Source organism: Spirosoma taeanense (assembly GCF_013127955.1).
Lineage (GTDB): Bacteria > Bacteroidota > Bacteroidia > Cytophagales > Spirosomataceae > Spirosoma > Spirosoma taeanense.
In genome coordinates this window covers 4511458-4537849 of sequence record NZ_CP053435.1, presented here as the reverse complement: position 1 = coordinate 4537849, position 26392 = coordinate 4511458, and the positions used below count along the sequence as shown (strand labels likewise).

The following is a 26392-nucleotide window of genomic DNA, read 5'->3' as shown; positions in this document are numbered from 1 at the left end:
TATGAAGGGCGTGCGTGTGGCGGTCAAAGACGTACCGACCTGGCAACGACAGGCGCTGGCCTGGGCCCTTAGCCAGCAAACGCACGAGAATGGATTTGTGGCTTTGCTGAACAACAACGGCATTGCCTACCCGAATGACCCGTTTCCGAACCGACTCTGTATCGGGGCGAAGCGGGTCATTTCGTTTGCCAACCTGCCCGCTGGCCGGGATGTATTCCAGGCCTTATTCGACGATCATGCCGAACGTTCCTCGTTTTTGATTGGCTATTTTGGATACGATCTGAAAAATCAGCTCGAAGCGCTGAACAGTCGCAATCCGAACCGGACGGGTTTTCCCGACGCTTACTTCGTGGAGCCGACATGGCTGATTGATTTTAAGGAAGATGCCGTTATTATTCAGGGTGACGGGGATGCCGAAGAACTCAGTCAGGTAATCGCGCTTACCGACCTACCAGACTACGCTAATTCAAATAAAGCGGCTGAAATTCAGTGCCGGGTTACACCGGAGGACTATCAGGCCAACGTCCGCCGGATTCAGGAACACATTCGCCGGGGCGACGTGTATGAGTTGAATTACTGCATTGAATTTTTTGCGGAACAAGTCGCCCTCGATCCGCTGACGACTTATTACGCTTTGAACGCCCGTTCACCCATGCCTTTCTCCGCCTTTCTCAAGCTGGGCAGCCGATATATCATGGGAGCCTCGCCGGAGCGATTTCTGGCCAAACAGGGACGAAAACTCAGTTCGCAGCCCATTAAAGGCACCATCCGGCGCGGGCAGACACCGGATGAAGACGCTCACCTGCGCGATCAGCTGCTTAACTCCGAAAAAGAGCGGGCCGAAAACCTGATGATTGTGGACCTGGTGCGGAACGACCTGGCCCGATCGGCCGAAACCTGCTCGGTACGCGTCGACGAATTATTTGGCATCTACGGCTTTCAGCAGGTGTACCAGATGATTTCGACCGTTTCGGCCACCTTACGTCCGGACGTAATGTGGGCTGATGCCATCCGGAACGCGTTTCCCATGGGCAGCATGACGGGGGCACCCAAAATCCGGGCCATGGAGCTGATTGACGAGCTGGAAGTCAGTCGCCGCGGGGTGTATTCGGGCGCTATGGGCTACGTGACGCCCGACGGGGATTTCGATTTTAACGTCGTGATCCGAACGCTGTTGTATGACGCGCAACGGCAGTACGCGTCGTTTTCGGTGGGCAGCGCCATTACGTACGATGCCGACCCGGCGCAGGAATGGGCCGAGTGCCTGCTGAAAGCGCGGGCCATCCGCGACGTACTGACTGGCCAGTCCGGGTAGTGAAAAGGAGTTGATCCGGTCCGCACGATTAAAATTTCTGCTTTTCGTGTGAAATTCGCTGATTTATTGACTCATAGCTCAAACTTATTGCAACGTTCCTGACGGATTCTGACTCCTTGGACATGCGGCTAACCGTTTGCGAAATAAGCTACTATATTTTTAGTTAAAAATCGTTAACTGTGTAACCGAATGACTACACCGGGTTAGCTTTGCCCTTGTTCAATCTTATTCCCGTTTACCTCTTTCATGAAAAATCTTTTCCTGCTGGGCGTACTATGCCTTCTGACGGCTGCGCTCTACGCTCAGAGTCCAACGGGTAGCCCTGCCCGGTTTACGTTGCAGGGACGAGTCGTTGATACGGCTTCGGCCCCGCTGCCTGCTTCAACGGTGATGCTGCTCAACCCAAAAGATTCGTCGCTCGTGAATTTTGGACGCTCGAGCGAGAACGGCGCGTTTTCGTTTAAAAATCTGAAATCGGGTACGTATCTGCTGAAGATTTCGTTCGTTGGTTTTCTGCCCTACAACCAGGTCATCAAGCCAACCGGTGAGGCCATTATTGATCTTGGTGCACTCAAACTGAAGCCAATCACAAAAGAGTTGTTTGAGGTGGTTGTCAAGACAGCGAAGGCTCCGCTGACGATTCGGGGGGATACCATTGAGTATAACGCCAGCTCATTTAAAGTGCCGCCCGGCTCAACGGTCGAGGATCTATTGCGGAAGCTGCCGGGTGTTCAGGTCGATCAGGATGGGAATATCCGGGCGCAGGGGCAGGAGGTTAAGAAAGTAACCGTCGATGGTAAGAGTTTCTTCGGGAATGACCCCAAGCTGGCAACCAAGAACCTCCAGGCCGAAGCGATCTCGAAAGTGCAGGTCTACAACGATAAAACGGAACAGGCTAAGCTAACGGGTGTAGAAGATGGCAAGAAAGAAAAAACCGTCAATCTGGAACTGAAGGAGGAATTCAAAAAAGGCGGGTTTGGAAAGGTAACGGCCAGTGCCGGCCCCGCATCAAACGGTCTGCCGACCCGCGCAGAGGTGAAGGGTAACTACAATAAATTTGACTCGAAGCAACAGTTTTCGGTCATTGGTTTAGGCAACAACACCAATCAGCAGGGACTCTCGTTCAACGACTACCAGGACTTTCGGGGCAGCAATTCCTTTAACTGGAACGACAATGCCGATTTCGGTTTCAGCAGTGGGGGACGGTTTATTTATTTCGGGGGCGACGACGATGAAAGTCTGGGAATTCCGGTGGATGGCCGGGCCGGTCGTGGCTTCTCCAACAACGCAGCCGGCGGAGCTAATTACAACTACGACACCAAGAAAACCAAGCTCAGCACGAGCTACTATTACTCCCAAACCCGTCTCCAGCTTGAAGCGGAACGTAATCGGCGGAATTTTCTCGAAACGGGTTCGTTCCGGACCCAGGAGAATAGCAATCAGATCAATTTCAACGGCAATCACCGGGTTAGCCTGCGGTTTGAGAAGCAGCTTGATTCACTCAACACGCTGGTGTTCATTAACAACAGCCGTCTGAATAATGGGAATTCCAGCCTGTTTACGCTGCAAAATCTTTTCCGGGGCGTAACGCCCGTCGGAGCGCCAGCTTCGGAGGTGCTATCTACCCGAAATACGACCAATAACTTCAGCGATTCGCGGCAGTTTGGGTCGGCTAACTCGCTCATTTACCGGTTGAAATTCAAAAAGAAAGGCCGTTCATTTGCCGCCAGCGCGTCGTATCAGATCAATACCAATGATGCCAGTCTGGCGCTAAACGCCCGCAATGAATTTTTCCAGGCAAACAGCGTCAACGATCAGTTACGAATTATCCGGCAGGATCAGGGCACAAACACCCTGCGGAACGAATACAAGGCCAGTTTGCTGTATGTGGAGCCGTTTGCCAAAAAATTCTTCTGGGAGAGCTTCTATAACTTTAGTCTGCGCTACGATGAAGTGGACCGGGATGTGTATAACATAGGTGATGCTAGCCGAATTCGCAACGATTCGCTGAGCCGATATTACAAAAACAACTACCTGTTCAACCGGCTGGGCAGCAGCGTTCGCTACTCCTTTAAAGGGCTGAACCTGTCGGCCGGTCTGGCCGGGCAGCAGTTTACCATTGACGGTAGATACGCCCCCGATCAGACATCGTCGGCCTTCAACCGCATTGACCGGACCTTCACGACGGTTGTGCCGAACGTATCGCTGAACTACGATATGAAAAACAACAAGTACCTGTATGGTGGCTACGACGTGAACGTGCGGGTGCCGTCATCGCGGGATTTGCAGCCGATTATCAACAACAGCAACCCGCTCTTTATCAACGAAGGCAATCCAAACCTGCTGCCTCAGTCAGAGCATAATCTGAATACAGGGTTCAGCTATTTTAACCCCGGCAGCTTCACGAATTTCTTCGCCAACATTTACGGCACGTACTACGTCAACCAGATCGTTTACAGTCAGTTTGTCGATCCGCAAACGCTTATTACGCGTACGCGTCCCGAGAACCTGACGGGTGGGCGTAACATTGGTTCCTACGCCAGTTTTGGCTTTCCGCTCAAGAAAACGAAGGCAACGCTCAACCTGAATACGCAGCTGAATTTCGGCCGGAACCTGACCAACATTAACAACGTGCTGAATCAGACCAATAACCAGAACTACAACATTGGCGCCCGGCTCGACCTGACGCCAACGGAATGGTTTACGTTCTACGGAAACGCCAACATTGGCCGGACAAATACGCGCTATTCAATCAATTCCGGACAGGATCAGAAGATCGTGAACAACAACTTCAGCGGGGATATGAATATCAAACTGCCGCATGATGTGTATGTTAATACGAGCCTGAATTACCGCGTGTACACCAACGAACGATTTGGCTTCGACCAGCGGATTCCGATCTGGAACGCATCGGTGTATCATATTCTGGGGAAAGCCAAGAAGGCCGAAATCCGGCTGTCGTCGGTCGATCTGCTGAATCGAAACGTAAACGTATCGCAATATGCCGGGCAGAATTACGTACAGGATGAACGCGTCCGGACGCTGGCCCGCTATTTCCTGCTGAGCTTTACGTACAACATGCGGGGCGTTCAGGCCAAGATGCGTCGGGAAGGATTTTATTGATAACAGGCTCTTAATTAGTTATTCATAATCAAGTTGAACGATGAAAGCATTCCTCACTTTAGTTCTTATCGGCTGGCTTACGGCTACGGCCGCTCTGGCGCAGAATACCGAGGGTGTCGTAACCTACGAACGCAAGACGTACTGGACCAGAATCATCGCCCGCATGACGTTCCTGAGTCAGGAGCAGAAAGACCGGGCCGCTCAGACCTGGAAAAACGACGACGAGTTTAAAGAGAAAATGAAACTGTCGTTCAACGAGAATGAAAGCCTGTACACGTACGGTAGTGAGCAGGGCCAGACCGACGATGGACAGTATTCATGGCGTAATTCTGATCTGGTCCTGTACCGGAATTTCAGCAAGGACAAAAAGACGGATGTTGTCGAGATGCTGGGGAAAACCTATATCGTTGAAGATTCCCTGCACACGCCAACCTGGAAAATTGGTAATCAGATTAAGGACGTTGCGGGTTACGTCTGCATGAAAGCCGAAACCGAAGACCCCATCAAAAAGCAAAAAATTACGGCCTGGTTTGCGCAGGATATTCCGGTTTCGGCTGGTCCGGAGCGGTACAACGGTTTGCCGGGCGTCATTCTGGAGTTGAGTCTGAACGACGGCGATGTGGTCATTGAAGCGACGAACGTGAGCCTGAAAAAACTGACGCCCGACGACCTGAAGCTCCCGAAGCTAAAAGGGAAGAAGATTAATGACGCGGCCTATGACGCGCTCATCCGGCAGCACATTGCCGACAGCATGACCGCGCATCGAAACCCGTACTGGGCAATTCGTTATTGATTTCAAATGGCTTGATTTAAGCTAGCGGCCTGTTGGAGTGTTTATTCGGCAGCGTGTTTGTTCGGACGTTGACCAGGGACCCTGGTCAACGTCCGAACAAACACGCGAATAGTATGATAGCTAAAAGGGCGAATGCCGCCAATAATGAGGTAGTACCCAACCCATGCATGACCAGCTGAACGCGAAGAACTGACCTCGAATGGTTCGGCCTGAGCGATTACCATCGCGAAATTTTCCCGCCCTTTACCTGACCCCGTCAGATAGTTATCCCCCAGACCAGTCCTGGTCAATGCGCGGTTCAGGAAGTATTCAGCGTAAATAGAAGCCGGGACAACGTGCCATCCAACACCCATCGGTTGCTGGCCTGTTACCAGACCAATCGCCATTGGCCTATCTCCTACGGACTCGTTTTCTAGTCGCTACGCCTGCGGACAGCGGAACAATTTGCCACGCCCATCCCGAAACTAATCGACGGTATTACGCACTAGAGCAGGTTTATGCTTACGGATTACTTCTTTTGCTTTTTTTTTGTTTCATTTATTTTCTTTTTCTTTGGAATAGAATAGCTTTGTAAGCCTTTTCAGAGAATTTTTTGTGATGAACAGAGCCGGGGGTTGCTGATAGCTTGTGTTCATTTTCGTTTCAATTACATTTATCGTCTAATCGAAATGAAATAAAATGGCGGAAGGTATGCTGGCAAACCAACGTCGGGACAAGATTCTCGAACTGCTCAAAGAAGACGGCTCGGCCAAAGTGGCTGACTTGGCGAAATTGTTTAAAGTAACCGAAGTCACTATCCGGCAGGATTTGGATAAACTTGAAAAGGATGGGCTGGTCATCAAAGAGCACGGGGGCGCTTACTTAAAAAATATTGAGGATCAGGTTCGTACGTTCTCATTGGCCAATCAGGAAAACATGGCCCAAAAAGAACGTATTGCCCAAAAGTGTCTGGAGTTCATTGAGGTTGGCGATACTATCATTCTCGATTCGGGCTCGACAACCACCGAAATTGCCAAAAAGCTGGTGGGCTATAAAAACCTGACGGTGATCACCAATGCGTTGAATATAGCTCTCATTCTAGGTGCTGAGCCGGGGATTGAAGTGATCATGACGGGGGGAGAATTCAAGCCGCCTACCCTGTCGCTCACGGGGCAGAAAGCGGCCGATTTTTTCAGGGGGCTTAATGTGCAGAAGCTGTTTCTGGCCACGGCCGGTATCTCCCTTAAGTCGGGGCTTACGTATCCGAGCATCAGCGATCTCGTGGTGAAAAAAGCCATGATTGATGCGGCTGATATTACGTATCTGGTTGCCGATTCCAGCAAAATCGGCCGGAGTGCGCTGGCTAGTCTGGGGGCGCTGTCACTCATTGATTATATCATCACTGACCCCGGCATTGAGGAGAAGCACAAACAGGTATTTCACGACAACGAGATCGAACTGATTCTAGCGAATTGACCCCATATGACCGTATCACCGAAGGGCCCCATCACACTCGGCGTTATCATTGGTAACCGCGATTTTTTCCCGGATAAACTGGTCGGTGAATGCCGCGCCGATTTGCTGGACGTCTTTGCCCGAGTAGGGATCAGGCCGATTATGTTACCCGAGTCGGCCACCAAACTGGGTGGCGTTGAAACGTTTGCTGAGGCCCAGAAATGCGCCGAACTGTTTCGCCGTCATGCCGATGAAATTATGGGCGTGCTGGTGGTGCTTCCCAACTTCGGCGACGAAAAAGGCATAGCGGAAACGCTGAAGCTAGCCCGTCTCGACGTTCCGGTGCTGATTCAGGCCTACCCGGACGATCTAAGCCGGATGGATGTGGCCCGTAGGCGGGATGCCTGGTGCGGCAAAATCTCGGTTTGCAACAACTTTTACCAATATGGTATCAAGTACTCGCTGACGACCAAGCATGTCGTACATCCGTCGGACCCGAGCTTTGCCGCCGACCTGACGAATTTCATGGCCGTCTGCCGGGTTGTGAAAGGATTACGTAACGTGCGTATTGGTGCCGTGGGGGCTCGTCCCGGCGCCTTCAACACGGTACGCTACAGCGAGAAAATCCTTCAGCGTAATGGCATATCGGTCGTTACGGTTGATCTCTCGCATATTCTGGGTTTCGCCAATAAGCTGACCGCAGCCGACCAGTCGGTGAAAGACCGGCTGGATGCCATTCGGGCCTACGCGCCAACGGGCCGCACGCCCGACGACCGGCTGGTGCAGATTGCCAAACTGGACGTCGTGCTGGCCGATTTCATGGCCGAACACGCCCTGGATGCCACCGCCATTCAATGCTGGACCTCGCTGCAGCAAAACTACGGTTGTAACGTCTGTACGAGCATGAGCATCATGAGCGAAAACATGCTGCCCAGCGCCTGCGAAGTCGACGTAACGGGAACCCTGAGCATGTATGCCATGCAACTCGCGTCGGGATCGCCCAGCGCGCTGGTAGACTGGAACAACAATTACGCCGACGACGAGAACAAGTGCGTGCTGTTTCACTGCGGCAACTGGGCCAAGTCGTTCCTGCCCGACATCGAAATCAGTACAGCCCCCATTCTGGGAACCACCGTTGGCGAAGAAAATACGTACGGAGCCTTAGCCGGTCGAACGCCGGCGTCTCCGCTGACGTTCGGGCGCATCAGCACCGACGATCCCAAAGGCATTATGAAAGCGTACGTGGGCGAGGGTCGGCTGACCGACGATGCCCTGAATACCTTCGGTAACCGCGCCGTGGCGCAGATTGACAACCTCCAGGGGCTGATGCAGTACGTATGCCGCAACGGTTTCGAGCACCACGTAGTGATGAATGCTTCCAAAACGGCGGGCATCCTGAAAGAAGCCATGGGCAATTACATGGGCTGGGAAGTCCACGAGCATCAATCCTAAACCGAATCAGCTATGAGAGCACTGTTCATTGTATGCTTCCTGGTATCGGGCCTGGTGCAGGCGCAGCAGAAGGAAGTCCGGCTATACGACGGACCGGCACCGGGTTCTGAAAAATGGAACTGGGAAGAAAAAAAGAATAATAAAAACGCCATTAAGCTGATGACGGTTTTCAACGTCGTCAATCCAACGCTGACGGTGTTTCCGGCCGACCCGGCGGTGGCCAACGGTACGTCGGTTATTATCTGCCCCGGTGGTGGCTTCCACTTCCTGGCGATTGATAATGAAGGGAACGATGCCGCCAAATGGCTGGCCCAAAAAGGTATTACCGCGTTTGTGCTGAAATATCGCACGGCTCATATTAACACCGACGACCCGTTTGCCGATATGATGGCAGGGATAAACGGGCCGCGTAAGGACGAATGGGATGCCGAGAATAAAGCTACTATTCCGCTAACCATTGCCGATGGCCGTGCTGCCATTGCTTACGTGCGCAAACACGCAGCTAACTATGGAATCGCGCCCGACCGGATTGGTATCCTGGGTTTCTCGGCGGGTGGTACGGTCACGGCCTCATCGGCTTTCAACTACACGCCCGACAACCGACCGGCGTTTGTGGCACCTGTTTACGCCTATATGCCCGCTTCGCTGCAAAGTGCCGTGGCTACCGACGCGCCACCTATGTTTTTGGTCTGTGCCTCCGACGACCAGTTAAATCTGGCCCCGCATACTGTCGAATTATACAGCAAATGGCTGGCGGCCAAAAAGCCGGTCGAGCTGCACATGTACGCCAAAGGCGGCCACGGTTTCGGCATGAACAGACAAAACCTACCCTCCGATCAGTGGATTGAGCGATTTGCCGATTGGCTGACGCAACAGGGTTTTATGAACCAGGTGAAAAAATGAAGAACAGAACTCTTTTTGGTCTGATCGGGCTGATTTGCATGGCGTTAACCACGATTTCGTGGGCGCAGCAACGGTCCAACCCGGTGGTGTCGCCGGAAGTCCTGGCTGATAACTCGGTCATTTTCCGCCTGAAAGCGCCGAATGCCAAAAGCGTTCGCCTGCTGGGAACCTGGCTGAAGGATTTACGGAACACGGTCGAAATGACTCGTAACGATTCGAGTGTATTCGAAGCCAAAGTTGGTCCGCTGCCGGCCGACATGTATGAATACCGCTTTATTGTCGATGGTATCCCGATGCTGGACCCCGCCAATAACGTAGTCACCCGCGACGGTTCCATCAATGAAAGTCGGTTGATTCTACCCGGACCTCAGACGCAGCTGTATGATGTGCAGGCGGTTCCGCACGGCACGTTATCGGCCGTCTGGTATCCGTCGCCCACGATCGGCATGGACCGGCGGATGGCGATTTACACTCCACCCGGTTACGACAAAAGCGGCAAAAAATATCCGGTCTTGTATCTGTTCCACGGGGGAGGGGGCGATGAAGAAGGCTGGATCAGCCGCGGACGAACCAACTATATCCTCGATAATCTGATTGCGGCCGGTAAGGCCTTGCCTATGATTGTGGTGATGACCAATGGGGTTCCCAACGTTGCGGCCGCACCGGGCGAGCGACCCGCCTTTGCGAAGGCAGCGCCGGGCGCACCGGTTGGTATCCAATCCATGACGAGCGGCAAATTTGAAACAAGTCTGATCAAGGACGTCATTCCTTACGTCGAAGCCAATTACCGGGTGATCGCTGACCCGGCGCACCGGGCGATTGCCGGCCTTTCGATGGGCGGCTATCATACTCAGCAGATTACCAACGCCAACCCCACTACGTTCGGCTACATTGGCGTCATGAGCATGGGCCTTTTTGATGGTCCGATGGCCCGCAATTATAACAAAGAGGAACACATCAAACAGATACAGGCTCTTAAACAGGCCAAACCCAAACTCTACTGGATTGCCTGTGGCAAGGATGATTTCCTGTATGACAGCGTAACGAAACTCCGGGCTTTGTATGACCAGCAAGGAATGCCCTATACGTACCGGGAAAGTGAGGGTGGTCACACCTGGGTCAACTGGCGACTTTATCTGATGGAGCTGGCGCCGAAGCTTTTCAAATAAAAGGAAATTCCTTGCCGAACCGTCCAGGAAATCTTTTGCAACTCCAGATAAATTCTTTCAGCATCACGGCATGAATGTCAATGAATTAGCCCAAAAGTCGGTGCAGTACCGCCGGAATATTCTGAAGTATATAGTCGGAGCGAAAGCCGGACACACAGGTGGCAGCCTGTCCTGCGTCGACATCCTGAATGTGTTGTATAACAACGTACTCAGAGTCAGTCCGGAAACGTTTGGTTCGCCCACCCGCGACCGGTATATCCAGAGTAAAGGCCATACGGTAGAGGCCCTTTACGTCGTGCTGGCCGATAAAGGCTTTTTCCCGGAATCGGATCTGGAGACGCTGTGTCAGTATAAATCGCACTACATCGGCCACCCGACCCGTAAGATTAAGGGCATCGAGCAAAACACCGGTTCGCTGGGGCACGGCCTGGCCCTGAGTGTGGGAACGGCGCTGTCGGCCAAACTGGATGAGCTGGACTACCGCGTGTTTACGTTGCTGGGCGACGGCGAGCTGCCCGAAGGCTCCAACTGGGAAGCTGCCCTGCTGGCATCGCATTATAAATTGGATAATCTCTGCGCCATCGTCGACAAAAACACCCTGCAGATTTCAGGGTCAACGGCCGACGTGTGCAATACCGACCCGCTCGATCAAAAATTTGAAGCGTTCGGATGGTCAGTACGGCACGTTGACGGGCATGATCTGGCGGCCTTGCAGGAAGTCTTTGATGCCTTGCCGTTTGCACCCGGCAAACCAAGCCTAATTATTGCCCATACTGTAAAAGGCAAGGGCGTCAGTTTCATGGAGGGGCAATTGAAATGGCACCATGGCGTACCTAATTCGGAACAATACGCTCAGGCTCTGGACGAGCTGGAAGAGGCAGCCCTGGCTTTGGCATAAGCGATACACATCATGGGAGATGTAACAACCGTCATAACGGACACAAAAGCGGGGCAGGCCAATCTGGATGTTTTTTCCAGTACCCTGCAGGAATTAGCGGCTACCGACCGTAACCTGCTGGTGGTCACTAGCGATTCGCGGGGGTCGGGCAAGCTCGTGCCCTTCGCGCAGAAATACCCGAAGCAAGTAGTCGAAATTGGCATCGCCGAACAAAACCTGGTGGGCGTAGCGGCCGGTCTGGCATCAACGGGCAAGAATGTGTTTGCCGTATCGCCCGCCTGCTTTCTGACAGCCCGCTCGTTTGAGCAGATCAAAACCGACGTTGCCTACTCCAACAACCCGGTGCGGCTGATTGGTATCAGCGCGGGCGTCAGCTACGGGGCTTTAGGGTCAACCCACCACAGCCTGCACGATTTTGCCGCCCTGCGCGCCGTGCATAACCTGACCATTGTGGCCCCAGCCGACAACTTTGAGACGGAGCAGGCCATCCGGCAGGCGGCTCAACTGAACACCCCTGTTTACATTCGGTTTGGCAAAAAGCCGATGCCCCTGCTGTCGGAAGAAAATAAAGAGTTTCTGTTTGGCAAAGGCCGTGTGGTCAGCGAGGGCGATGATTTGGTGCTGGTAGCCACCGGCGAAACGGTTTATCCGGCCCTGCTGGCCGCCCGCCAGTTGGAACAAACCCACGGCATCCGCGCGACGGTTATCAGCATGCACACCATCAAGCCGCTCGACTGCGATCTGCTGGCTACCGTAGCGGCCAAAGGCTGCCCCATTCTGACGGTCGAAGAGCATAGCGTATATGGTGGGTTAGGCGAAGCCTGCGCGTCATTCCTGATGATGAATGGATTCCGCAACCGCTTCAACATCATGGGTATTCCGGATGAATACACCGTTACCGGCTCGCAGGTGGAGATTTTTAACCACTACGGCTTATCTGAAAACGGCATTGCTCAGGAAGCGCTGACCTTACTGGGTCGGTAATCCCTGAATCGCTATTTCTTAAACCTTATGAAACCTGCTTATCTGTTCGTAGTTCTTTTTCTAATGGCCCTGCTACCGACTATGGGGCAGTCTGGGCCTAGCGTGGCCCAGACACCCAGCCAAAAGCCGAGACTAGTGGTGCTGACTGATATTGAGAACGAACCCGACGATTCGCAGTCGCTGGTTCGCCTGCTTACGTATGCCAATCTGATTGATATTGAAGGGCTGGTGGCGACTACCTCCATTCACCTGCAAAAACGCGTGGCTCCCGAAACCATTCACCGGATCGTGGACGCCTATGGGAAAGTGCAGCCTAATCTGCTGAAACATGAACCGGGCTATCCAACTGCGCAGGTTCTGAAAACGGTTATCAAAAAAGGGTTACCCGTGTATGGCATGGGTGGTGTGGGTGAGGGCAAAGACTCGGAAGGGTCGAACTGGATTATCCGGCAACTGGAAAAACCCGACCGCACCGGCGGACCGGACCGGCCGCTATGGGTGTCGGTCTGGGGTGGTGTAAATACACTGGCGCAGGCCCTCCGGACCATTCAGAAAACCCGCACACCCGAGCAGGCCGAGCGGCTGTACCGCAAACTGCGGGTCTATACCATTTCCGATCAGGACGACAGCGGCCCCTGGATTCGGAAGACCTTTCCGAGCGTGTTTTATGTGGTGAGCCCTGGCTATGGCTACGAACACGCTACCTGGCGCGGGATCAACACGGGCGAACCGGGCACGCATCCGGAGTACGCCAGCGATGCCTGGCTGGTCGAACACATTCAGCAGGGGCATGGACCACTGGGGGCACTGTATCCCGACGTAGCCTTTGGGATGGAAGGGGACACCCCGTCTTTTCTGGGGTTGATTCCGAATGGTCTGAACGCACCAGAGCACCCCGACTGGGGCGGCTGGGGTGGTCGTTACGTCCTGCAACAGCCTACGTTAATCGCCAGCCGTAATAAGCCCGCCAGTGCGCCGGCCGAAGAGCCCGAAACGCGCCCTATCTGGACGAATTCAGCGGACTCGGTTCTGACCCCAAGAACCTTTATGCCCCCGCCGGAAACCAAACAGCCTACGGCCAAAAAGAGCCTTCAGGCCACCATCTGGCGGTGGCGTACGGAATTCCAGAACGATTTTGCCGCCCGTATGGACTGGTGTACCAAACCCTACAAGGAGGCTAATCACCCACCCGTTCCCCGGCTGTCGCACCCCGAAAATCTGACCGTCAAATCGGGCGAGCAATTTTACCTGCGGGCCTCCGAATCGACGGACCCCGACGGCGATTCGATGAGTTTCCGCTGGATGCAGTATCCCGAAGCAGGTACGTACCAGGGGGTGGTCAACTACGAGAATTTTGTTTCGAACATCTACGAAGCCCGGCCTATTGCCCCGACCGTAACGAGCCCGCAAACGATTCATTTCATTCTGAAAGTAACTGATAAGGGTACTCCTGCCTTAACGCGTTACAAACGGGTAATCGTAACCGTAGTGCCCTAAAGCCACCCCAACTACCTAAACCTCATGAAACCTGCTTACTTATTCGCGCTGCTTTGGCTGATGATAGGGTCACCAGTTATGGGTCAGGCCCTGCCGGTTGCCCAAAAGCTACGGGTGCTGGTCTTGACGGATATCGAAAATGAACCCGACGATGCCCAGTCGCTGGTTCGGTTTCTGACCTATTGCAATGGGTGGGATGTAGAAGGTTTGATTGCCACGACCTCGGTTCACCAGCAAAACCGGGTGGCTCCCGAACGAATCCGGCGCATTGTCGAGGCTTACGGAAAAGTTCGCAACAACTTACTATTGCACGAGAAAGGCTATCCGGAAACCGAATACCTGCTGAGTCGCATTAAGCCATCCGTGCCCCGGTACGGGATGAACGCGGTTGGGCCGGGCAACGATTCGGAAGGGTCGGAGCACATCATTGCCGTTGTGGACAAAAACGATGACCGGCCGGTCTGGATTCCGGTATGGGGTGGGGCCAACTGCCTGGCGCAGGCGCTCTGGAAAGTACGCCAGACCCGCGCGCCCAACGAGGTCGACCGGTTTGTAGCCAAACTGCGGGTCTACACTATCTCCGACCAGGACGATACCGGTCCGTGGCTCCGCAAAACGTTTCCGAACCTGTTCTATATCGTCAGTCCCGGCTTTCATGCCCTGGGTGGCTATGAACCCTCCACCTGGCGGGGCATCAGTGGCGACGTTTTCCCTTATGCACCGGGCTTCGCCGGGCCTGATTCTAACATCGTCAACAACGCCTGGCTGGATGCGAATATCCGTAAAAATCACGGACCACTGGGTGCCGAGCATCCACATACGGACTATATCATGGAAGGCGACACGCCGAGCTTTTTCAACCTGATCAACAACGGCCTGAGCGATCCGGAACACCCGGATTATGGTAGTTGGGGCGGTCGGTATGAGCTGTACACGCCCCGCACCCGCAAATGGTTTCTGGAACCCGAGACCCGGCCCATCTGGACCGACGCCGAAGATCAGGTGAAAGGCATAGATGGTAACTGGCACGTTAGCAATAAGGCTACGATCTGGCGGTGGCGGCAGGCGTACCAGCATGATTTTGCCGCCCGCATGGATTGGACCATCAAGCCCTACAAAGGAGCAAATCACCCACCGGTGGCCAAATTGGGTCATGCCAATCAGTTACAGGCCAAAAGCGGAGAGAACGTAACGTTGAGCGCCGAAGGGTCCACCGATCCTGACGGCGACGGGCTAGCCTACGAATGGATTTATTACCCGGAAGTTGGTACATATACAGGCAGTCGGCTTCCAGTCGTTAAAAACAGCGGGCTGAAAACGGCATCGCTGGTTGCGCCGAAGGTAACAAAGCCGGAAACCATGCATTTTATTCTGGCGGTAACCGACAAAGGCAGCCCGGCCCTGACGCGGTACCAGCGGGTCATCCTGACGGTATATCCGGATAAAAACCTATAACCCTGAACGCGCATGAAAAAACAGGGAATACTCACTGCCTGGCTGCTTTTCGTCCTGCTTGCGGTTGGGAGCTGTACGTCCAGATCGGATAAGAATGGGCCTAAGAAGGTAGCCGTCATTGTCTCCACGCTCAACAATCCCTGGTTTGTGGTGCTGGCCGAAACGGCGGCTGCCGAAGCCAAAGCGCTCGGCTACGAAGCCAAAATCTTCGATTCGCAGAACAACACCTCGCTGGAAGCCGACCATTTCGAGAACGCCATCGTGTCAGGATTCAACGCCATCCTGCTCAACCCCACCGATTCGGATGGCTCTATCGTGAACGTCATGAAAGCGAAGGAAGCGGGCATTCCTGTGTTCTGCATGGACCGCGAGGTGAACTCATCCAGCGTTGCGACCTCGCAGATTCTGTCGGATAACTACTCCGGCTGCGTGGCTCTCGGCGTAAACTTCGTGCAGGCGCTGAACAAGAGGGGAAATTACGTAGAAATCTTGGGGCTGGTAGGCGACAACAATACGTGGAATCGCTCGAAGGGCTTTCACAGCGTCGTTGATCGCTATCCGGGCCTGAAGATGGTAGCCCAGCAAAGCGCCGATTTCGATCGCAATAAGGCGCTGGAAGTGCTCGAATCCATTCTGCAGGCCCACCCGGATATCGACGCGGTGTTCTGCGGCAATGATGCGATGGCGATGGGCGCATATCAGGCGCTGGTCGCAGCCGGCAAACAAAAGGAGGTGGGCGTGTACGGCTTCGACGGGGCCGACGACGTCATGAACTCGATTCGCGACCGCAAGATCAAGGCAACGGGTCTGCAATCGCCCCAGACGATGGCCAAAACAGCTGCCCAATACGCGGATGAATACTTCAACGGCAAGCGTGATTTTGCCCAGCGGGTGCCGGTAGCCGTTGAACTGGTGACGCAGCAGAATATTTCCGACTACCAGACCCCGGCCAGACTATGAACAAGACGGTAAAGTACGCTATTGGGGTGGTGCTGCTGGGGCTAATGGCTTATAACTCCGTTTACTTCAAACGGCTCGATGAGGTAAAAGCGGCCGGCGTAACCGGCGCGGGCAAATCAGCGTTTGCGGCTGCTCCGTACGCCCAAACCTTCTGGAATGCCAAACTACTACCAGCGGCTCCTCGCTTGGCGACGGACCTGGCTACGCTGCTGTCACTCCTGAAAACGGACCAAGAGAAAGCCTTCAATCAGTACTCGCACGCATTGGGTATCGGGAATATCCGCTATTTTCTGGTCAAGGGCGAGGGAACCGTTACCACTGTTGGGCCGAATGATGTTACAGTATCGCTGGCATCCGGAGAGACCGTCCACCTCGCCACGGAGTACATCTTCGGTAATGCGGCCCGAGATGCGTCGGGTTTAATCAACATCACCGAGTTTGATAACACCACCGATCTCAACAGCGTCTCGGCTGAGCTTGACGAGATCATCCGGAACCAGATCGTACCAACGCTGAAGGCCAATGCCGCACCCGGCAAAAAGCTTTCGTTCATCGGCGCAATGGAACTCAACCGAGCGCATTTGCACCTGGACAACCTGACCATGATACCAATTATAATTGAGTGAATGAGCGATTGAGTGAGTTTTCAGACGGTTCACTCAATCACTCATTCGCTCTTTCACTCATTCACTCCGCTTCGGCGGTCCGATTTCACCTATGTTAGTCGCCGAGAACATAACCAAACGATTTGCGGGCGTTACGGCGCTGGACGGGGTATGCCTAGCGTTTGCCGCTGGTCAGGTTACGGCCGTTATTGGTGAAAACGGCGCGGGAAAATCGACCCTGATGAAGATACTCTCCGGGGTGTACACGGATTACGAAGGCCAGATTCGGTTCAAGGGGCAGACGATTCGGTTTGGCTCCATCCGCGAAGCGCAGGCGGCAGGCATTGCCATCATTCATCAGGAACTCGCCCTGATTCCGTACCTGACCATCACCGAAAATATCTTTCTGGGCCGGGAGTTGACTACCCGCTGGGGTACGCTCGACAAAAAAGCGATGCGCGAGAAAACGCGTCAGCTACTCGATGACCTCAAGCTTTCGCTCGACCCGGATACGCCGGTTGTCCAGTTAAAGGTAGGCCAGCAACAGGTAGTTGAAATTGCCAAAGCCTTGCTGGAAGAGTCGGAAGTCATCATCATGGATGAGCCCACCTCGGCCATCAGTGAAAGCGAGGTAGCAGTGCTTTTTCGCATTATCGCCGACTTGCGCCGAAAGGGAAAAGCGATTGTGTATATCTCCCACAAACTGGACGAACTGTTTACCATCGCCGACCGCTACGTGGTGCTCCGCGACGGCAAATCCATCGAATCGGGCGAGATGCAGGGGATTGACCACGACAGTCTGATTCGAAAAATGGTTGGCCGGGATGTACAGATTATCCGGCGGCAAACGGCTGGCGTTACGTATCAACCATTACTGACGGTCGAAAACCTTTGCCTTACGTATCCGGTCCGGACAGGCGATTTTCAGCTAAAGAACCTTTCCTTTACAGTCGGGCGGGGCGAGGTAGTCGGCCTGTTTGGGTTGATGGGCGCGGGCCGGACCGAACTGCTCGAAACCCTCTTTGGCCTCTACCCGAAACGTAGCAGCGGCAACGTTCGGCTCGATGGGCAGCCTGTCCAACTCAAAGCGCCGGGTGAATCCATCCGGGCGGGGCTGGCGCTGGTTCCCGAGGACCGCAAGCGCGATGGTCTGGTGCTGGACCTGGACGTGCAAACCAATATCAGCCTGACCGCCCTGGATGCCATTGAGCAAAGCGGCTTCCTGAACCAGGCGAAGGAGACTGCGCTGGCGAAGAAGTATATCCACGATTTACGCATCAAAACCTCCTCGGAGAAACAAAAGGCTAAAAACCTGAGCGGGGGCAACCAGCAAAAAATCGTCTTGTCAAAATGGCTCGCGACCGGGCCCAAGCTCCTGATGCTCGATGAGCCCACCCGCGGCATCGACGTAAACGCTAAGAACGAAATCTATAAACTCATTGCGCAACTAGCTACCGATGGGATGGGCCTGCTGGTGGTATCCTCCGAAATACCGGAACTGCTGGCCATTGCCGACCGGATTCTGGTCATGAGCGAGGGCGTGCTGACGGCCGACCTGAGCCTGAAGGACGCCACCGAATCGGAACACCGACCGGACGACATTCTGAAAGCCGCAATTCCTAAATCAATGAGTGAATGAGCGATTGAGTGATTGAGTGGAAGAAGAAAATTCGCTCAATCACTCAATCGCTCATTCACTCAATTACTCAATATGAACATAACCCTACAAACCTACCGGCCCGCCCTAACGCGTTTTCAGTCCTTGATTGCGCTGTTCGTACTTTGTCTGGCCCTTAGTATACTATCCGATAAGTTCCTGACCGTAGCCAACTTCTGGAACGTACTGCGGCAGATTTCGGTCAACGTCTGTATCTCCACCGGTATGACGCTTGTCGTGCTGACGGCGGGCATCGATTTATCCGTTGGCTCGGTGCTGGCCCTGGCGGGCGCCATCACAGCGGGCCTGCTACGTAACGGCATTCCCCTGCCTAGTGCCAACCTGTTTATCGGCTTTACCCTGTTGGGAGCGATAGTCGTCGGTATACTGACGGGCTCGGTTCTGGGCTGGTTTAATGGCTGGGCCATTACCCGCTTCAACTTGCCGCCCTTTGTGGCAACACTGGCCATGCTCACCATCGCCCGGGGCCTGACTATGCTCTGGACGGAAGGCTTCCCGATTACCGGGCTGGGCGAGTCGTTTACGTACCTCGGCACCGGCTGGCTATTGGGCATTCCGGTTCCCGTCTGGGTATCGGCGCTGATTGTCGCGCTGGCCGTCTTGCTGACTAATAAAACCCGTATCGGCAGGTACATCTACGCCATTGGCGGCAGCGAAAGCGCGGCCCGGTTGTCGGGCGTTAATATCACCCGCACAAAGCTGATGGTGTACACCCTCTCCGGGGCACTGGCTGCGGTGGGTGGATTGCTGGTTACGTCCCGACTCGATTCGGCCCAGCCTAATGCTGGCATCAGCTATGAGCTGGACTCCATTGCGGCCGTCGTGATTGGCGGGGCCTCGCTGTCGGGCGGACGGGGCAGCATTCTAGGTACGGTACAGGGGGCCATCATCATCGGCGTCCTGAACAATGGTCTGGTGCTACTCAACGTATCGCCCTTCTGGCAGCAGGTCGTCAAAGGTTTTGTTATCCTGCTGGCCGTCATCATCGATAAATCGAACGCAAAAAACGAGGCATAGGACATGAAGCCACCTTTCATCCTGGCCATCGACCAGGGAACCAGTAGTACCAAGACGCTTATTTTTGATGCCGACGGTCAGGTCGTTGTTCGGGCGTCGGAACCTCTCAAGACCCATTATTACGGTGACGGTTACGTTGAACAGGACTCGGAAGAAATATACCGCAATGTGCTGACTTCGGTAGGCAAGTGTCTGGGCGGGTTTGCGGCCATGGGCGGTAAACCCCACGACATTATGGTGGCGGGTATTTCTAACCAGCGCGAAACGTTTGTTGTCTGGAATGGGGCGGGTGAACCGCTTTACAAGGCTATTGTGTGGCAATGCAAGCGGTCCATCTCCGTTTGCGAACGACTCAAAGCCCAGGGACTGGAACCCACGATTCGGGCCAAAACCGGTTTGTTCATTGACCCTTATTTCTCGGGTACTAAACTGATCTGGCTGGCCGAACACATCGAAAACGTAAGTCAGGCCATCCGCGACGGCAACGCCTTTTTCGGCACCGTGGATAGCTGGCTGCTTTACAAACTCACAGGCGGAGCCAGTTACTATACCGATTACACCAATGCATCCCGGACGCTGTTTTTCAATCTACAAACGCTAACCTGGGATACCGAGCTACTGAACACGTTTGGTTTGTCAGGCTTGAACCTGCCCGAGCCCAAACCGTCCTCCGCCTATTTTGGGGAGTCCTGCTTCAATGGACTGTTTGATCATCCGGTTCGTCTGTCCGCCATGATTGGCGACTCCCACGCGGCAGCGTTTGGGGAAGGCTGTTTCGCTCCGGGTACGGCGAAGGCTACTCTGGGTACGGGTTGTTCCATCATCATGAACGTTGGCCCGGAGCCTAAAGAATCGAGCCACGGCATGGTATCCACCATTTGCTGGAGCATGGAAGACCGGTCGGGCCAACGGCTGGTTGACTACGCGCTGGAGGGCGTAATTGTGACCTGTGGAGCGACCATTGAATGGCTGAAAAACAGCCTGGAGCTGATTGCCCACAGTACAGAAACCGAAGCGCTGGCCCAATCCGTAGCCGACAATGGGGGCGTGTATCTGGTTCCAGCCTTCAGTGGCCTGGGGGCACCCTACTGGCAAATGGAGCGTAAAGCGTCCATATCGGGCATAACCTTCAGCACGACAAAAGCCCACCTGGTGCGGGCAGCCCTGGAGTCCATTCCCTACCAGATCAAAGACATTGTCGTGGCTATGGAAGGGGATACGGGTGTATCGCTGGCGGAACTGGCGGTCAACGGCGGACTGACGACCAACGGCTTCGTGCTGCAATTCTTAGCGGACCTACTGGGGAAATTGGTCATCAACCAGGGGATGCCGGATGTATCCGCCCAGGGAGCGGCCTTTCTGGCTGGTTTGAAAGAAGGCATCTTTAGGGATTTAGCCCATCTGGAAGCGTTAACCGCCCAACGTAACACCCTTAGGCCGGGTGCCGGGGCATCACAAACCGTAGTGTATTACGAGGGCTGGCAAAACGCCATCCGGACTAAATCCTGATTAATTACCTATCGTTACGTAAGACCATGAAACTAACCATTCTTCTGCTTGGCCTTTGGTCGCTGCTATCAACAACTGTCCTGGCTCAAGTTCCCCAGGGTAAACAACGTACCATCGTGACCACCGACGGGGAGGTAGACGACGTCGATACCTTTATTCGGATGCTGCTCTACAGCAACGAGTTCGACATCGTTGGGCTGGTGTACAGTAGTTCGCAATGGCATTACAAAGGCGACGGGAAAGGCACCAAGTTTACCTCCGAAATGGCCAGTACCGCCAAACGCTACGGCGAACGCACCGAACTGCGCTGGCCCGGCACCACCTGGATGGAGGCTTATATCGACAAATACGCGCAGGTGTATTCCAATCTGGTGAAACACGCCAAAGGCTACCCGGCACCGGCGCAGCTGAAGAGTCTGGTGCGGGTCGGCAATATTGACTTTGAAGGCGAGATGAGCCGGGACACCGAAGGCTCGAACTTTGTTAAACAGATTCTGCTCGACAATAATCCTAGCCCCGTTTACCTGCAAATCTGGGGTGGTACCAACACGGTCGCCCGCGCGTTGAAATCCATTGAAGACCAGTATAAAGGCACCGCCAACTGGTCGACTATTCAGAAAAAAGTATCCGACAAAGCCATCATTTACGCCGTACTCGACCAGGACGCGACCTATAGGAAATACGTGGCTCCCAACTGGCCCCAGATTAAGGTGCTCTACAACTCCGACCAGTTCTGGAGCTTTGCCTACGCATGGCCACGGGTGGTTCCCGCTGAACTACAACCGTATCTGGGCGGAAAATGGTTTGCGGAACACATCAAAACCGGACATGGTCCGTTGCTGGCTTCCTATTACCTATGGGGCGATGGCCAGCAACTCCCCGGCGATCCCGAACATACGCACGGCAGCATGGCCGAAGCCCGGAAATTCGGTCGGAGTCAGTATGACTTTATCTCGGAAGGGGACTCACCGGCCTATTTCTACCTGATTGACGTAGGACTGCGGAGCCTGGAAGATGTCTCGTACGGTGGCTGGGGTGGCCGCATGGTGCCCTCGAAAACGAACCCGTATCGCTGGGAAGACGGTAAAGACGTAACTGACTACAATCCCTATACGGGTAAGGCGGATGCCGCTTTTCCGCAAACGCGCTGGATACCGGCCCTGCAGAACGATTTTGCCGCCCGCGCCGACTGGTGCGTCAAACCCTACAAAGAAGCCAATCATCCGCCGGTGGTTAAATTAAACCAGGCCCGCGACCTGCGCGTGAAGCCGGGTCAGACCGTAACGCTTAGCGGATCGGCCATCGACCCGGACGGCAATAACGTCAATTACCGCTGGTGGCAATACGCAGAAGCCGGCACCTATCCGGGCAAAGTTGACATCCAGCAGAGCGATCAGGCCAAAGTCACCTTTGTCGTACCGGCCGACGCCACGACTGGTCAAACAATCCACCTGATTCTTGAGGTGACCGATAGTGGAACGCCCGCCCTGACTCGCTACGGGCGGGTGATTGCCACGGTTACGCAATAACCTAAAACCAGCTTCTACAATCGACTACCCACCCCGACGGGCAAAGATTCAAGTGCCCATTGTATCTTTGCCCGTCGCTTACTTTTAATTACGTCCGGCCAGGGCTCAATCTGAAGCGTTCGGCTGCTCATTATTAACTTCATGCAAAACAGTTTACTGGATACGATAGAAGAAGCCATTGAAGAGATACGCCAGGGCAAAATCGTTATTGTCGTGGATGATGAAGACCGCGAAAATGAAGGCGACATGATTTGCGCGGCCGAGTCCATTACGCCAGAAATCGTCAATTTTATGGTTACCCAGGGACGCGGGCTAATTTGCGTATCCTTGCCGGAGCGACGCTGTCAGGAGTTGGATTTACCCCTTATGGTCAGCAACAATACGGCTAGTTATAAAACGGCCTTCACTATTTCGGTGGATCTGAAGGGCGATGATTGCGGCACAGGCATATCGGTGCATGACCGGGCCAGAACGATACGCGCACTGGCTGACCCAACTACTCGTCCGGCACAACTAGGCAGGCCCGGTCATATTTTCCCCCTGATTGCCCAGGCGGGTGGGGTACTAAACCGGCCAGGCCATACTGAAGCGGCACTGGATCTGGCACTACTGGCCGGGTTCAGCCCTGCCGGTGTTTTGGTTGAGGTATTAAGTGCCGACGGCAGCATGGCGCGGCTACCCGAGTTACGCCAACTGGCCGATCGTTTTGCCCTGAAAGTGGTTAGTATTAAAGATTTGATTGCCTACAGGCGCAGCGAATATTGATTGCAGGATATCGTCTCAGGCCGAAACACGCATCCGGTAGCCTTGAACTACAGGCCGCTCATTCTAGATAGCCGGCTTTCGGCTTCACACCCGTTTTTACCCACGTGCGGACTGTATTAAAAGCAATACCGGTCATAATCCGGTAGCAATAGCGTTTATTGAACCGGAGTCGGTCTGAACCATTACGCTGCTACTCAGTAGCAGACAAGCCATGAGGTACCGTGACCCAGAGCTTCGCTTTGAACGTATCATTTTGTTGGGCCGGTAAGGTCGGCACTCATAACCGAAATACCTGCGGAGCCGGGTTAGCGTAACCGACACGGCCAGAACTCAGGTTCCGTTTAGACATCATGTCGCGTTCATCTCTTCCTGTTTACTCTTTTACCAGCCCCGTCCGCCAGGCGAGCAGCTTTGGTCGCATAGTTTCCACCACCTTCGGCTGCTGACTGGACACATCCGTTTGCTCGGATGGATCGGTGGCGAGGTTAAAAAGCTCGGTGCCGGAGCCATTGTCATTGACCAATAGCTTCCAGTCGCCTTGCCGCATGGCCAGATTCGGGCTTTTGTCACGACCCGCCGGGTAGCGGAACGATTCGTTATTGCGACCATATTCCCAAAAAAGGGGCTTCTTACGAACGATAGGTTTGCCCAGCAGCACCGCTGCCATGTTTTCCCCGTCGGCACGTGAGTTGCTCGTTTTTTTACCCGCCAGGCTCACGAACGTAGGCAATAAGTCGATCGCGCTCAACACCGACTGGTTATCTATGTTGCCTTTGGGCGTTCGGGCCGGGTAGCGAACGATGAAAGGCATCCGAATGCCGCCTTCGTACAGCGAGAGCTTACTACCGCGAAATTTACCCGACCGGATTCCCTCGAAGGTAGGTAGGGCGCCGTTGTCGCTGGTGAACACGATGAGCGTATTGTCGTCGATGCCCAATGCCTTCAGACCTGCCATCAGTCGGCCAATCTGTACGTCAAGTTCGGCCAGGACGGCCTTGAATTCGCGAGGTTTTTCGGTTCCCTTTGGAAAATCGTTAAGGGTTGTTTCGTCAGGTACCCAGGGTGTATGCACATCGTCGGGCCAGAGGTTGACGTAGCAGGGCTTGGCTGCGTTTCGCTTTAGAAAATCGAGTGTTTTATCGACAAAGTAGGCCGTCCGGTTCCAGCGTTTGATGCTGTCCGATTTTGCCCAGATCCAGTCGGTCGACGTAAGCAGCGGGTCGGGGTCGGGGCTTTCCCAGGTGCTGGCGTATTCATCGAAACCGTATTGCCGGATACCGGGCGCATTGTCGACGTCGCGCCCACCACCCATGTGCCATTTCCCAAAGTGCGCCGTGGCATAACCCGCCGTTTTGAGTTCACGTGCTACTGATGGAGCCGAAGCGTCCAGAAAATCGGCCTGTTCACAGGTGCGGTTGTGTTTTCGCTCGGCCAGAAACGATGTGATTCGCCATTTGCCCGGCACGTTCCCCGTCGTAAGGGCCACCCGGGAGGGCGAACAGATAGGGGCTCCGCTGTAGTAGTTGGTAAACTGAATGCCCTCAGTTGCCAGTCGGTCGATGTTGGGGGTAGGGGGTAACTGATTGGCGGATTTACTGGATCGGTAGCATCCCACATCGGCTGACCCCATGTCGTCGATCAGAATCAGGATGATGTTGGGCGCACGGTTAGCCTGCTTCTGTTTGGAAGTGGGTATCAGGGCCACCAGGCTACTGAACAGCAGTAGCAGTACTATGCTTAATGCCGGAAACCCCAGTCGGATTTTCATACTAAACGCAGGTCAAACGCATGATAAAGCAAAATAAGCGATTGATGACGAACTTTGGCCCATAGCGTGGACCAAGTTCTTTGCTTAAGTGTCTGCTTCTTGTATTGACCGCTGGGTGCCCGGATGGTTGGAACGAACCGGATAGCGTTCAGGAAAATGCAATCCGGATGCCCTTTACAGGAGCACTTTTTATAGTATTGCTGGAAACGGTGAAAGCTCTTATAACCAGTTTATTAGGCACAGATACGCACCCGTGAAAGGCGGATATCTGAGCGGTTAAACTGCCGTTGCATTTCCGTAAACACCCAGTCAATGGCTTCGTCAGGATCGGCAGCGGCAACGGATACATCCTGGTCAAGCCGGATCTGGTGCTTCATCTCGTCGAGGACATCAAAGACGACGCGGATAATTTGTTTTCGTTTGGCGGCCATAATCAATAGTTAGTTAATAAAGACTCGAACAGTACAAAAAGCAGCATTCAGTTACGTAACCAGCAAGCGTTCACTCTAGTCATGGTACAGCGAGTACGTAGCAGGTTCTGTTAAATTCCATTCTCTATATTTCGAGCCTAAAATTAATGACTATTTATTGTAGTTGTATTATATATAGCAAAAGAATGATATATTGTGAGCGTTATTTATCCATACTACTACCTATAGGTTCCTGATTAAGGGTAGGAAATTCAGGAGTTATACACGTTTTATATAAAACTTATATTCTACGCATACGTATATCGAAGCTTGAGCTACGTAAGATTTTATGGTAACTCAGTTACCCGAATGTATTTCTGCTCGATGCGGGAGAGTTCAGCTAATTGATGCGCCTGGTATTTTTGATCGTAATTGCCAACCGATACTGTGTCGTGCTCGTCGCCTTTATAATTGATGTAGTCCTGAAAACGGATACCACCAACGGTCTGCGGATTGATAGCTTTGCGGAAGCGTGGCCCACCTTCGCTATAAGCCAGGTAATCCATTGTGTGCGTCTGCCGATTGAACCAGTAGAAAAACGTATCCTGATAGTCCTTGCCACCGCCTTCTACCCGAAACCGAACCCTGATTTTGTCGTACGTCTGCCCGTCGATCTGACTTTCTCCCACGTAATCGGCCAGAACGGCCGGATCGTTTAGTTTGAAAGGTAATAGCACAAAATAGGCAATCGAATTAACGGCCCGGCTATACTTGCCCGTCTGGGCCGTATCAAGGGTCTGGCGCTGACCATTGCGGAACCGACTGAAGTTAGTGTTGGTCAGCACTTCCCGAATAGTAGCACCGGAAGAATCCTTATGCGTGCGCTCATAGCGAAACCGGTCGTTTTTATGGTCTAATACCAGGTGAAATTGCCGGAAATCAAACTCGATACGTTTATTCTGGTAGGCGTCCCCGCCATGAGCGTCAATAGCCTGACTGATAATCGTTCGGGCGTCGTGTTTTGATTGACAGGCAACTACAAGAAGTATCAGGGCAAAGCAGGTATACCGGATAAATAGAAGCATAGACAGCAGGTTGAGTAAGAGCCAAACCTACGAAAAAAGCCCC

At 53.7% G+C, this 26392-nt stretch carries 20 protein-coding genes and 1 pseudogene; 18 read left to right on the top strand and 3 right to left on the bottom strand.

The genetic code is table 11. The features are described from left to right. The first annotated feature begins 1 nt into the window (after position 1). The 18 genes and pseudogenes from pabB to ribB all read left to right on the top strand — a co-directional run. On the top strand, positions 2 to 1315 hold the full coding sequence (gene pabB / locus HNV11_RS18885) for an aminodeoxychorismate synthase component I (protein WP_171741143.1): 1314 nt from the start codon (positions 2 to 4) through the stop codon (positions 1313 to 1315). Positions 1316 to 1561: 246 nt separating this feature from the next. Beyond that, positions 1562 to 4438, top strand: coding sequence for a TonB-dependent receptor domain-containing protein (locus tag HNV11_RS18880; protein WP_171741142.1), 2877 nt, complete (start codon positions 1562 to 1564; stop codon positions 4436 to 4438). Between the two features lie 40 nt (positions 4439 to 4478). Continuing rightward, on the top strand, positions 4479 to 5231 hold the full coding sequence (locus HNV11_RS18875) for a GLPGLI family protein (protein ID WP_171741141.1): 753 nt from the start codon (positions 4479 to 4481) through the stop codon (positions 5229 to 5231). Positions 5232 to 5921: 690 nt separating this feature from the next. Continuing rightward, entirely contained in the window at positions 5922 to 6686 is a 765-nt protein-coding gene (locus HNV11_RS18870; protein WP_171741140.1) for a DeoR/GlpR family DNA-binding transcription regulator, read from the top strand. Positions 6687 to 6692: 6 nt separating this feature from the next. Beyond that, positions 6693 to 8117 carry an L-fucose/L-arabinose isomerase family protein gene (locus tag HNV11_RS18865; RefSeq protein ID WP_171741139.1) on the top strand — a complete coding sequence of 475 codons (1425 nt, stop codon included), beginning with the start codon at positions 6693 to 6695 and terminating at the stop codon, positions 8115 to 8117. Positions 8118 to 8129: 12 nt separating this feature from the next. Beyond that, entirely contained in the window at positions 8130 to 9020 is an 891-nt protein-coding gene (locus HNV11_RS18860) for an alpha/beta hydrolase (RefSeq protein WP_171741138.1), read from the top strand. Continuing rightward, positions 9017 to 10189 (top strand): esterase, encoded by a 1173-nt coding sequence (locus HNV11_RS18855; protein ID WP_171741137.1) that lies wholly within the window; start codon positions 9017 to 9019, stop codon positions 10187 to 10189. Before HNV11_RS18860 ends, HNV11_RS18855 begins: the two co-directional genes overlap by 4 nt. Before the next feature lie 70 nt (positions 10190 to 10259). Further along, on the top strand, positions 10260 to 11087 hold the full coding sequence (locus HNV11_RS18850; protein WP_171741136.1) for a transketolase: 828 nt from the start codon (positions 10260 to 10262) through the stop codon (positions 11085 to 11087). Between the two features lie 12 nt (positions 11088 to 11099). Then, positions 11100 to 12071, top strand: a complete 972-nt coding sequence (locus HNV11_RS18845) for a transketolase family protein (RefSeq protein ID WP_171741135.1) — start codon at positions 11100 to 11102, stop codon at positions 12069 to 12071. 27 nt (positions 12072 to 12098) lie between these two features. Then, positions 12099 to 13568 carry a DUF1593 domain-containing protein gene (locus HNV11_RS18840; RefSeq protein ID WP_171741134.1) on the top strand — a complete coding sequence of 490 codons (1470 nt, stop codon included), beginning with the start codon at positions 12099 to 12101 and terminating at the stop codon, positions 13566 to 13568. 24 nt (positions 13569 to 13592) lie between these two features. Continuing rightward, positions 13593 to 15023, top strand: coding sequence for a DUF1593 domain-containing protein (locus HNV11_RS18835; RefSeq protein ID WP_171741133.1), 1431 nt, complete (start codon positions 13593 to 13595; stop codon positions 15021 to 15023). A 12-nt stretch (positions 15024 to 15035) separates the two neighbouring features. Beyond that, positions 15036 to 15983, top strand: a complete 948-nt coding sequence (locus HNV11_RS18830; protein WP_171741132.1) for a D-ribose ABC transporter substrate-binding protein — start codon at positions 15036 to 15038, stop codon at positions 15981 to 15983. Next, the gene (locus HNV11_RS18825; protein ID WP_171741131.1) at positions 15980 to 16609 is read left to right on the top strand and encodes a DUF2291 domain-containing protein; all 630 of its coding nucleotides are present in this window, start codon (positions 15980 to 15982) and stop codon (positions 16607 to 16609) included. Before HNV11_RS18830 ends, HNV11_RS18825 begins: the two co-directional genes overlap by 4 nt. 91 nt (positions 16610 to 16700) lie before the next feature. Continuing rightward, complete coding sequence (locus HNV11_RS18820) at positions 16701 to 18227, top strand: sugar ABC transporter ATP-binding protein (RefSeq protein WP_171741130.1); 1527 nt, start codon at positions 16701 to 16703, stop codon at positions 18225 to 18227. A gap of 72 nt (positions 18228 to 18299) precedes the next feature. Next, positions 18300 to 19283 (top strand): ABC transporter permease, encoded by a 984-nt coding sequence (locus HNV11_RS18815; RefSeq protein ID WP_171741129.1) that lies wholly within the window; start codon positions 18300 to 18302, stop codon positions 19281 to 19283. Between the two features lie 3 nt (positions 19284 to 19286). Beyond that, the gene (locus tag HNV11_RS18810) at positions 19287 to 20792 is read left to right on the top strand and encodes an FGGY family carbohydrate kinase (RefSeq protein ID WP_171741128.1); all 1506 of its coding nucleotides are present in this window, start codon (positions 19287 to 19289) and stop codon (positions 20790 to 20792) included. A gap of 26 nt (positions 20793 to 20818) precedes the next feature. Beyond that, positions 20819 to 22321 (top strand): DUF1593 domain-containing protein, encoded by a 1503-nt coding sequence (locus HNV11_RS18805; RefSeq protein WP_171741127.1) that lies wholly within the window; start codon positions 20819 to 20821, stop codon positions 22319 to 22321. Between the two features lie 141 nt (positions 22322 to 22462). Next, positions 22463 to 23071, top strand: a pseudogene (ribB, locus tag HNV11_RS18800) (3,4-dihydroxy-2-butanone-4-phosphate synthase); the annotation flags it as partial. A 388-nt stretch (positions 23072 to 23459) separates the two neighbouring features. Here ribB and HNV11_RS18795 read toward each other — a convergent pair. From HNV11_RS18795 to HNV11_RS18785, 3 genes are all read right to left on the bottom strand, one after another. Beyond that, positions 23460 to 24854, bottom strand: a complete 1395-nt coding sequence (locus HNV11_RS18795; RefSeq protein ID WP_171741125.1) for a sulfatase-like hydrolase/transferase — start codon at positions 24852 to 24854, stop codon at positions 23460 to 23462. Positions 24855 to 25087: 233 nt separating this feature from the next. Then, positions 25088 to 25285: a hypothetical protein gene (locus HNV11_RS18790; protein WP_171741124.1), complete on the bottom strand. Its 198-nt coding sequence runs from the start codon at positions 25283 to 25285 to the stop codon at positions 25088 to 25090. 326 nt (positions 25286 to 25611) lie between these two features. Beyond that, positions 25612 to 26349, bottom strand: a complete 738-nt coding sequence (locus HNV11_RS18785; RefSeq protein WP_171741123.1) for a DUF6503 family protein — start codon at positions 26347 to 26349, stop codon at positions 25612 to 25614. Positions 26350 to 26392: the final 43 nt, after the last annotated feature.

Coding starts and splice junctions, on each gene's coding strand:
- pabB (WP_171741143.1), top strand. CDS start 2: ATGAAGGGCGTGCGTGTGGCGGTCAAAGACGTACCGACCTGGCAACGA.
- HNV11_RS18880 (WP_171741142.1), top strand. CDS start 1,562: ATGAAAAATCTTTTCCTGCTGGGCGTACTATGCCTTCTGACGGCTGCG.
- HNV11_RS18875 (WP_171741141.1), top strand. CDS start 4,479: ATGAAAGCATTCCTCACTTTAGTTCTTATCGGCTGGCTTACGGCTACG.
- HNV11_RS18870 (WP_171741140.1), top strand. CDS start 5,922: ATGCTGGCAAACCAACGTCGGGACAAGATTCTCGAACTGCTCAAAGAA.
- HNV11_RS18865 (WP_171741139.1), top strand. CDS start 6,693: ATGACCGTATCACCGAAGGGCCCCATCACACTCGGCGTTATCATTGGT.
- HNV11_RS18860 (WP_171741138.1), top strand. CDS start 8,130: ATGAGAGCACTGTTCATTGTATGCTTCCTGGTATCGGGCCTGGTGCAG.
- HNV11_RS18855 (WP_171741137.1), top strand. CDS start 9,017: ATGAAGAACAGAACTCTTTTTGGTCTGATCGGGCTGATTTGCATGGCG.
- HNV11_RS18850 (WP_171741136.1), top strand. CDS start 10,260: ATGAATGTCAATGAATTAGCCCAAAAGTCGGTGCAGTACCGCCGGAAT.
- HNV11_RS18845 (WP_171741135.1), top strand. CDS start 11,100: ATGGGAGATGTAACAACCGTCATAACGGACACAAAAGCGGGGCAGGCC.
- HNV11_RS18840 (WP_171741134.1), top strand. CDS start 12,099: ATGAAACCTGCTTATCTGTTCGTAGTTCTTTTTCTAATGGCCCTGCTA.
- HNV11_RS18835 (WP_171741133.1), top strand. CDS start 13,593: ATGAAACCTGCTTACTTATTCGCGCTGCTTTGGCTGATGATAGGGTCA.
- HNV11_RS18830 (WP_171741132.1), top strand. CDS start 15,036: ATGAAAAAACAGGGAATACTCACTGCCTGGCTGCTTTTCGTCCTGCTT.
- HNV11_RS18825 (WP_171741131.1), top strand. CDS start 15,980: ATGAACAAGACGGTAAAGTACGCTATTGGGGTGGTGCTGCTGGGGCTA.
- HNV11_RS18820 (WP_171741130.1), top strand. CDS start 16,701: ATGTTAGTCGCCGAGAACATAACCAAACGATTTGCGGGCGTTACGGCG.
- HNV11_RS18815 (WP_171741129.1), top strand. CDS start 18,300: ATGAACATAACCCTACAAACCTACCGGCCCGCCCTAACGCGTTTTCAG.
- HNV11_RS18810 (WP_171741128.1), top strand. CDS start 19,287: ATGAAGCCACCTTTCATCCTGGCCATCGACCAGGGAACCAGTAGTACC.
- HNV11_RS18805 (WP_171741127.1), top strand. CDS start 20,819: ATGAAACTAACCATTCTTCTGCTTGGCCTTTGGTCGCTGCTATCAACA.
- HNV11_RS18795 (WP_171741125.1), bottom strand. CDS start 24,854: ATGAAAATCCGACTGGGGTTTCCGGCATTAAGCATAGTACTGCTACTG.
- HNV11_RS18790 (WP_171741124.1), bottom strand. CDS start 25,285: ATGGCCGCCAAACGAAAACAAATTATCCGCGTCGTCTTTGATGTCCTC.
- HNV11_RS18785 (WP_171741123.1), bottom strand. CDS start 26,349: ATGCTTCTATTTATCCGGTATACCTGCTTTGCCCTGATACTTCTTGTA.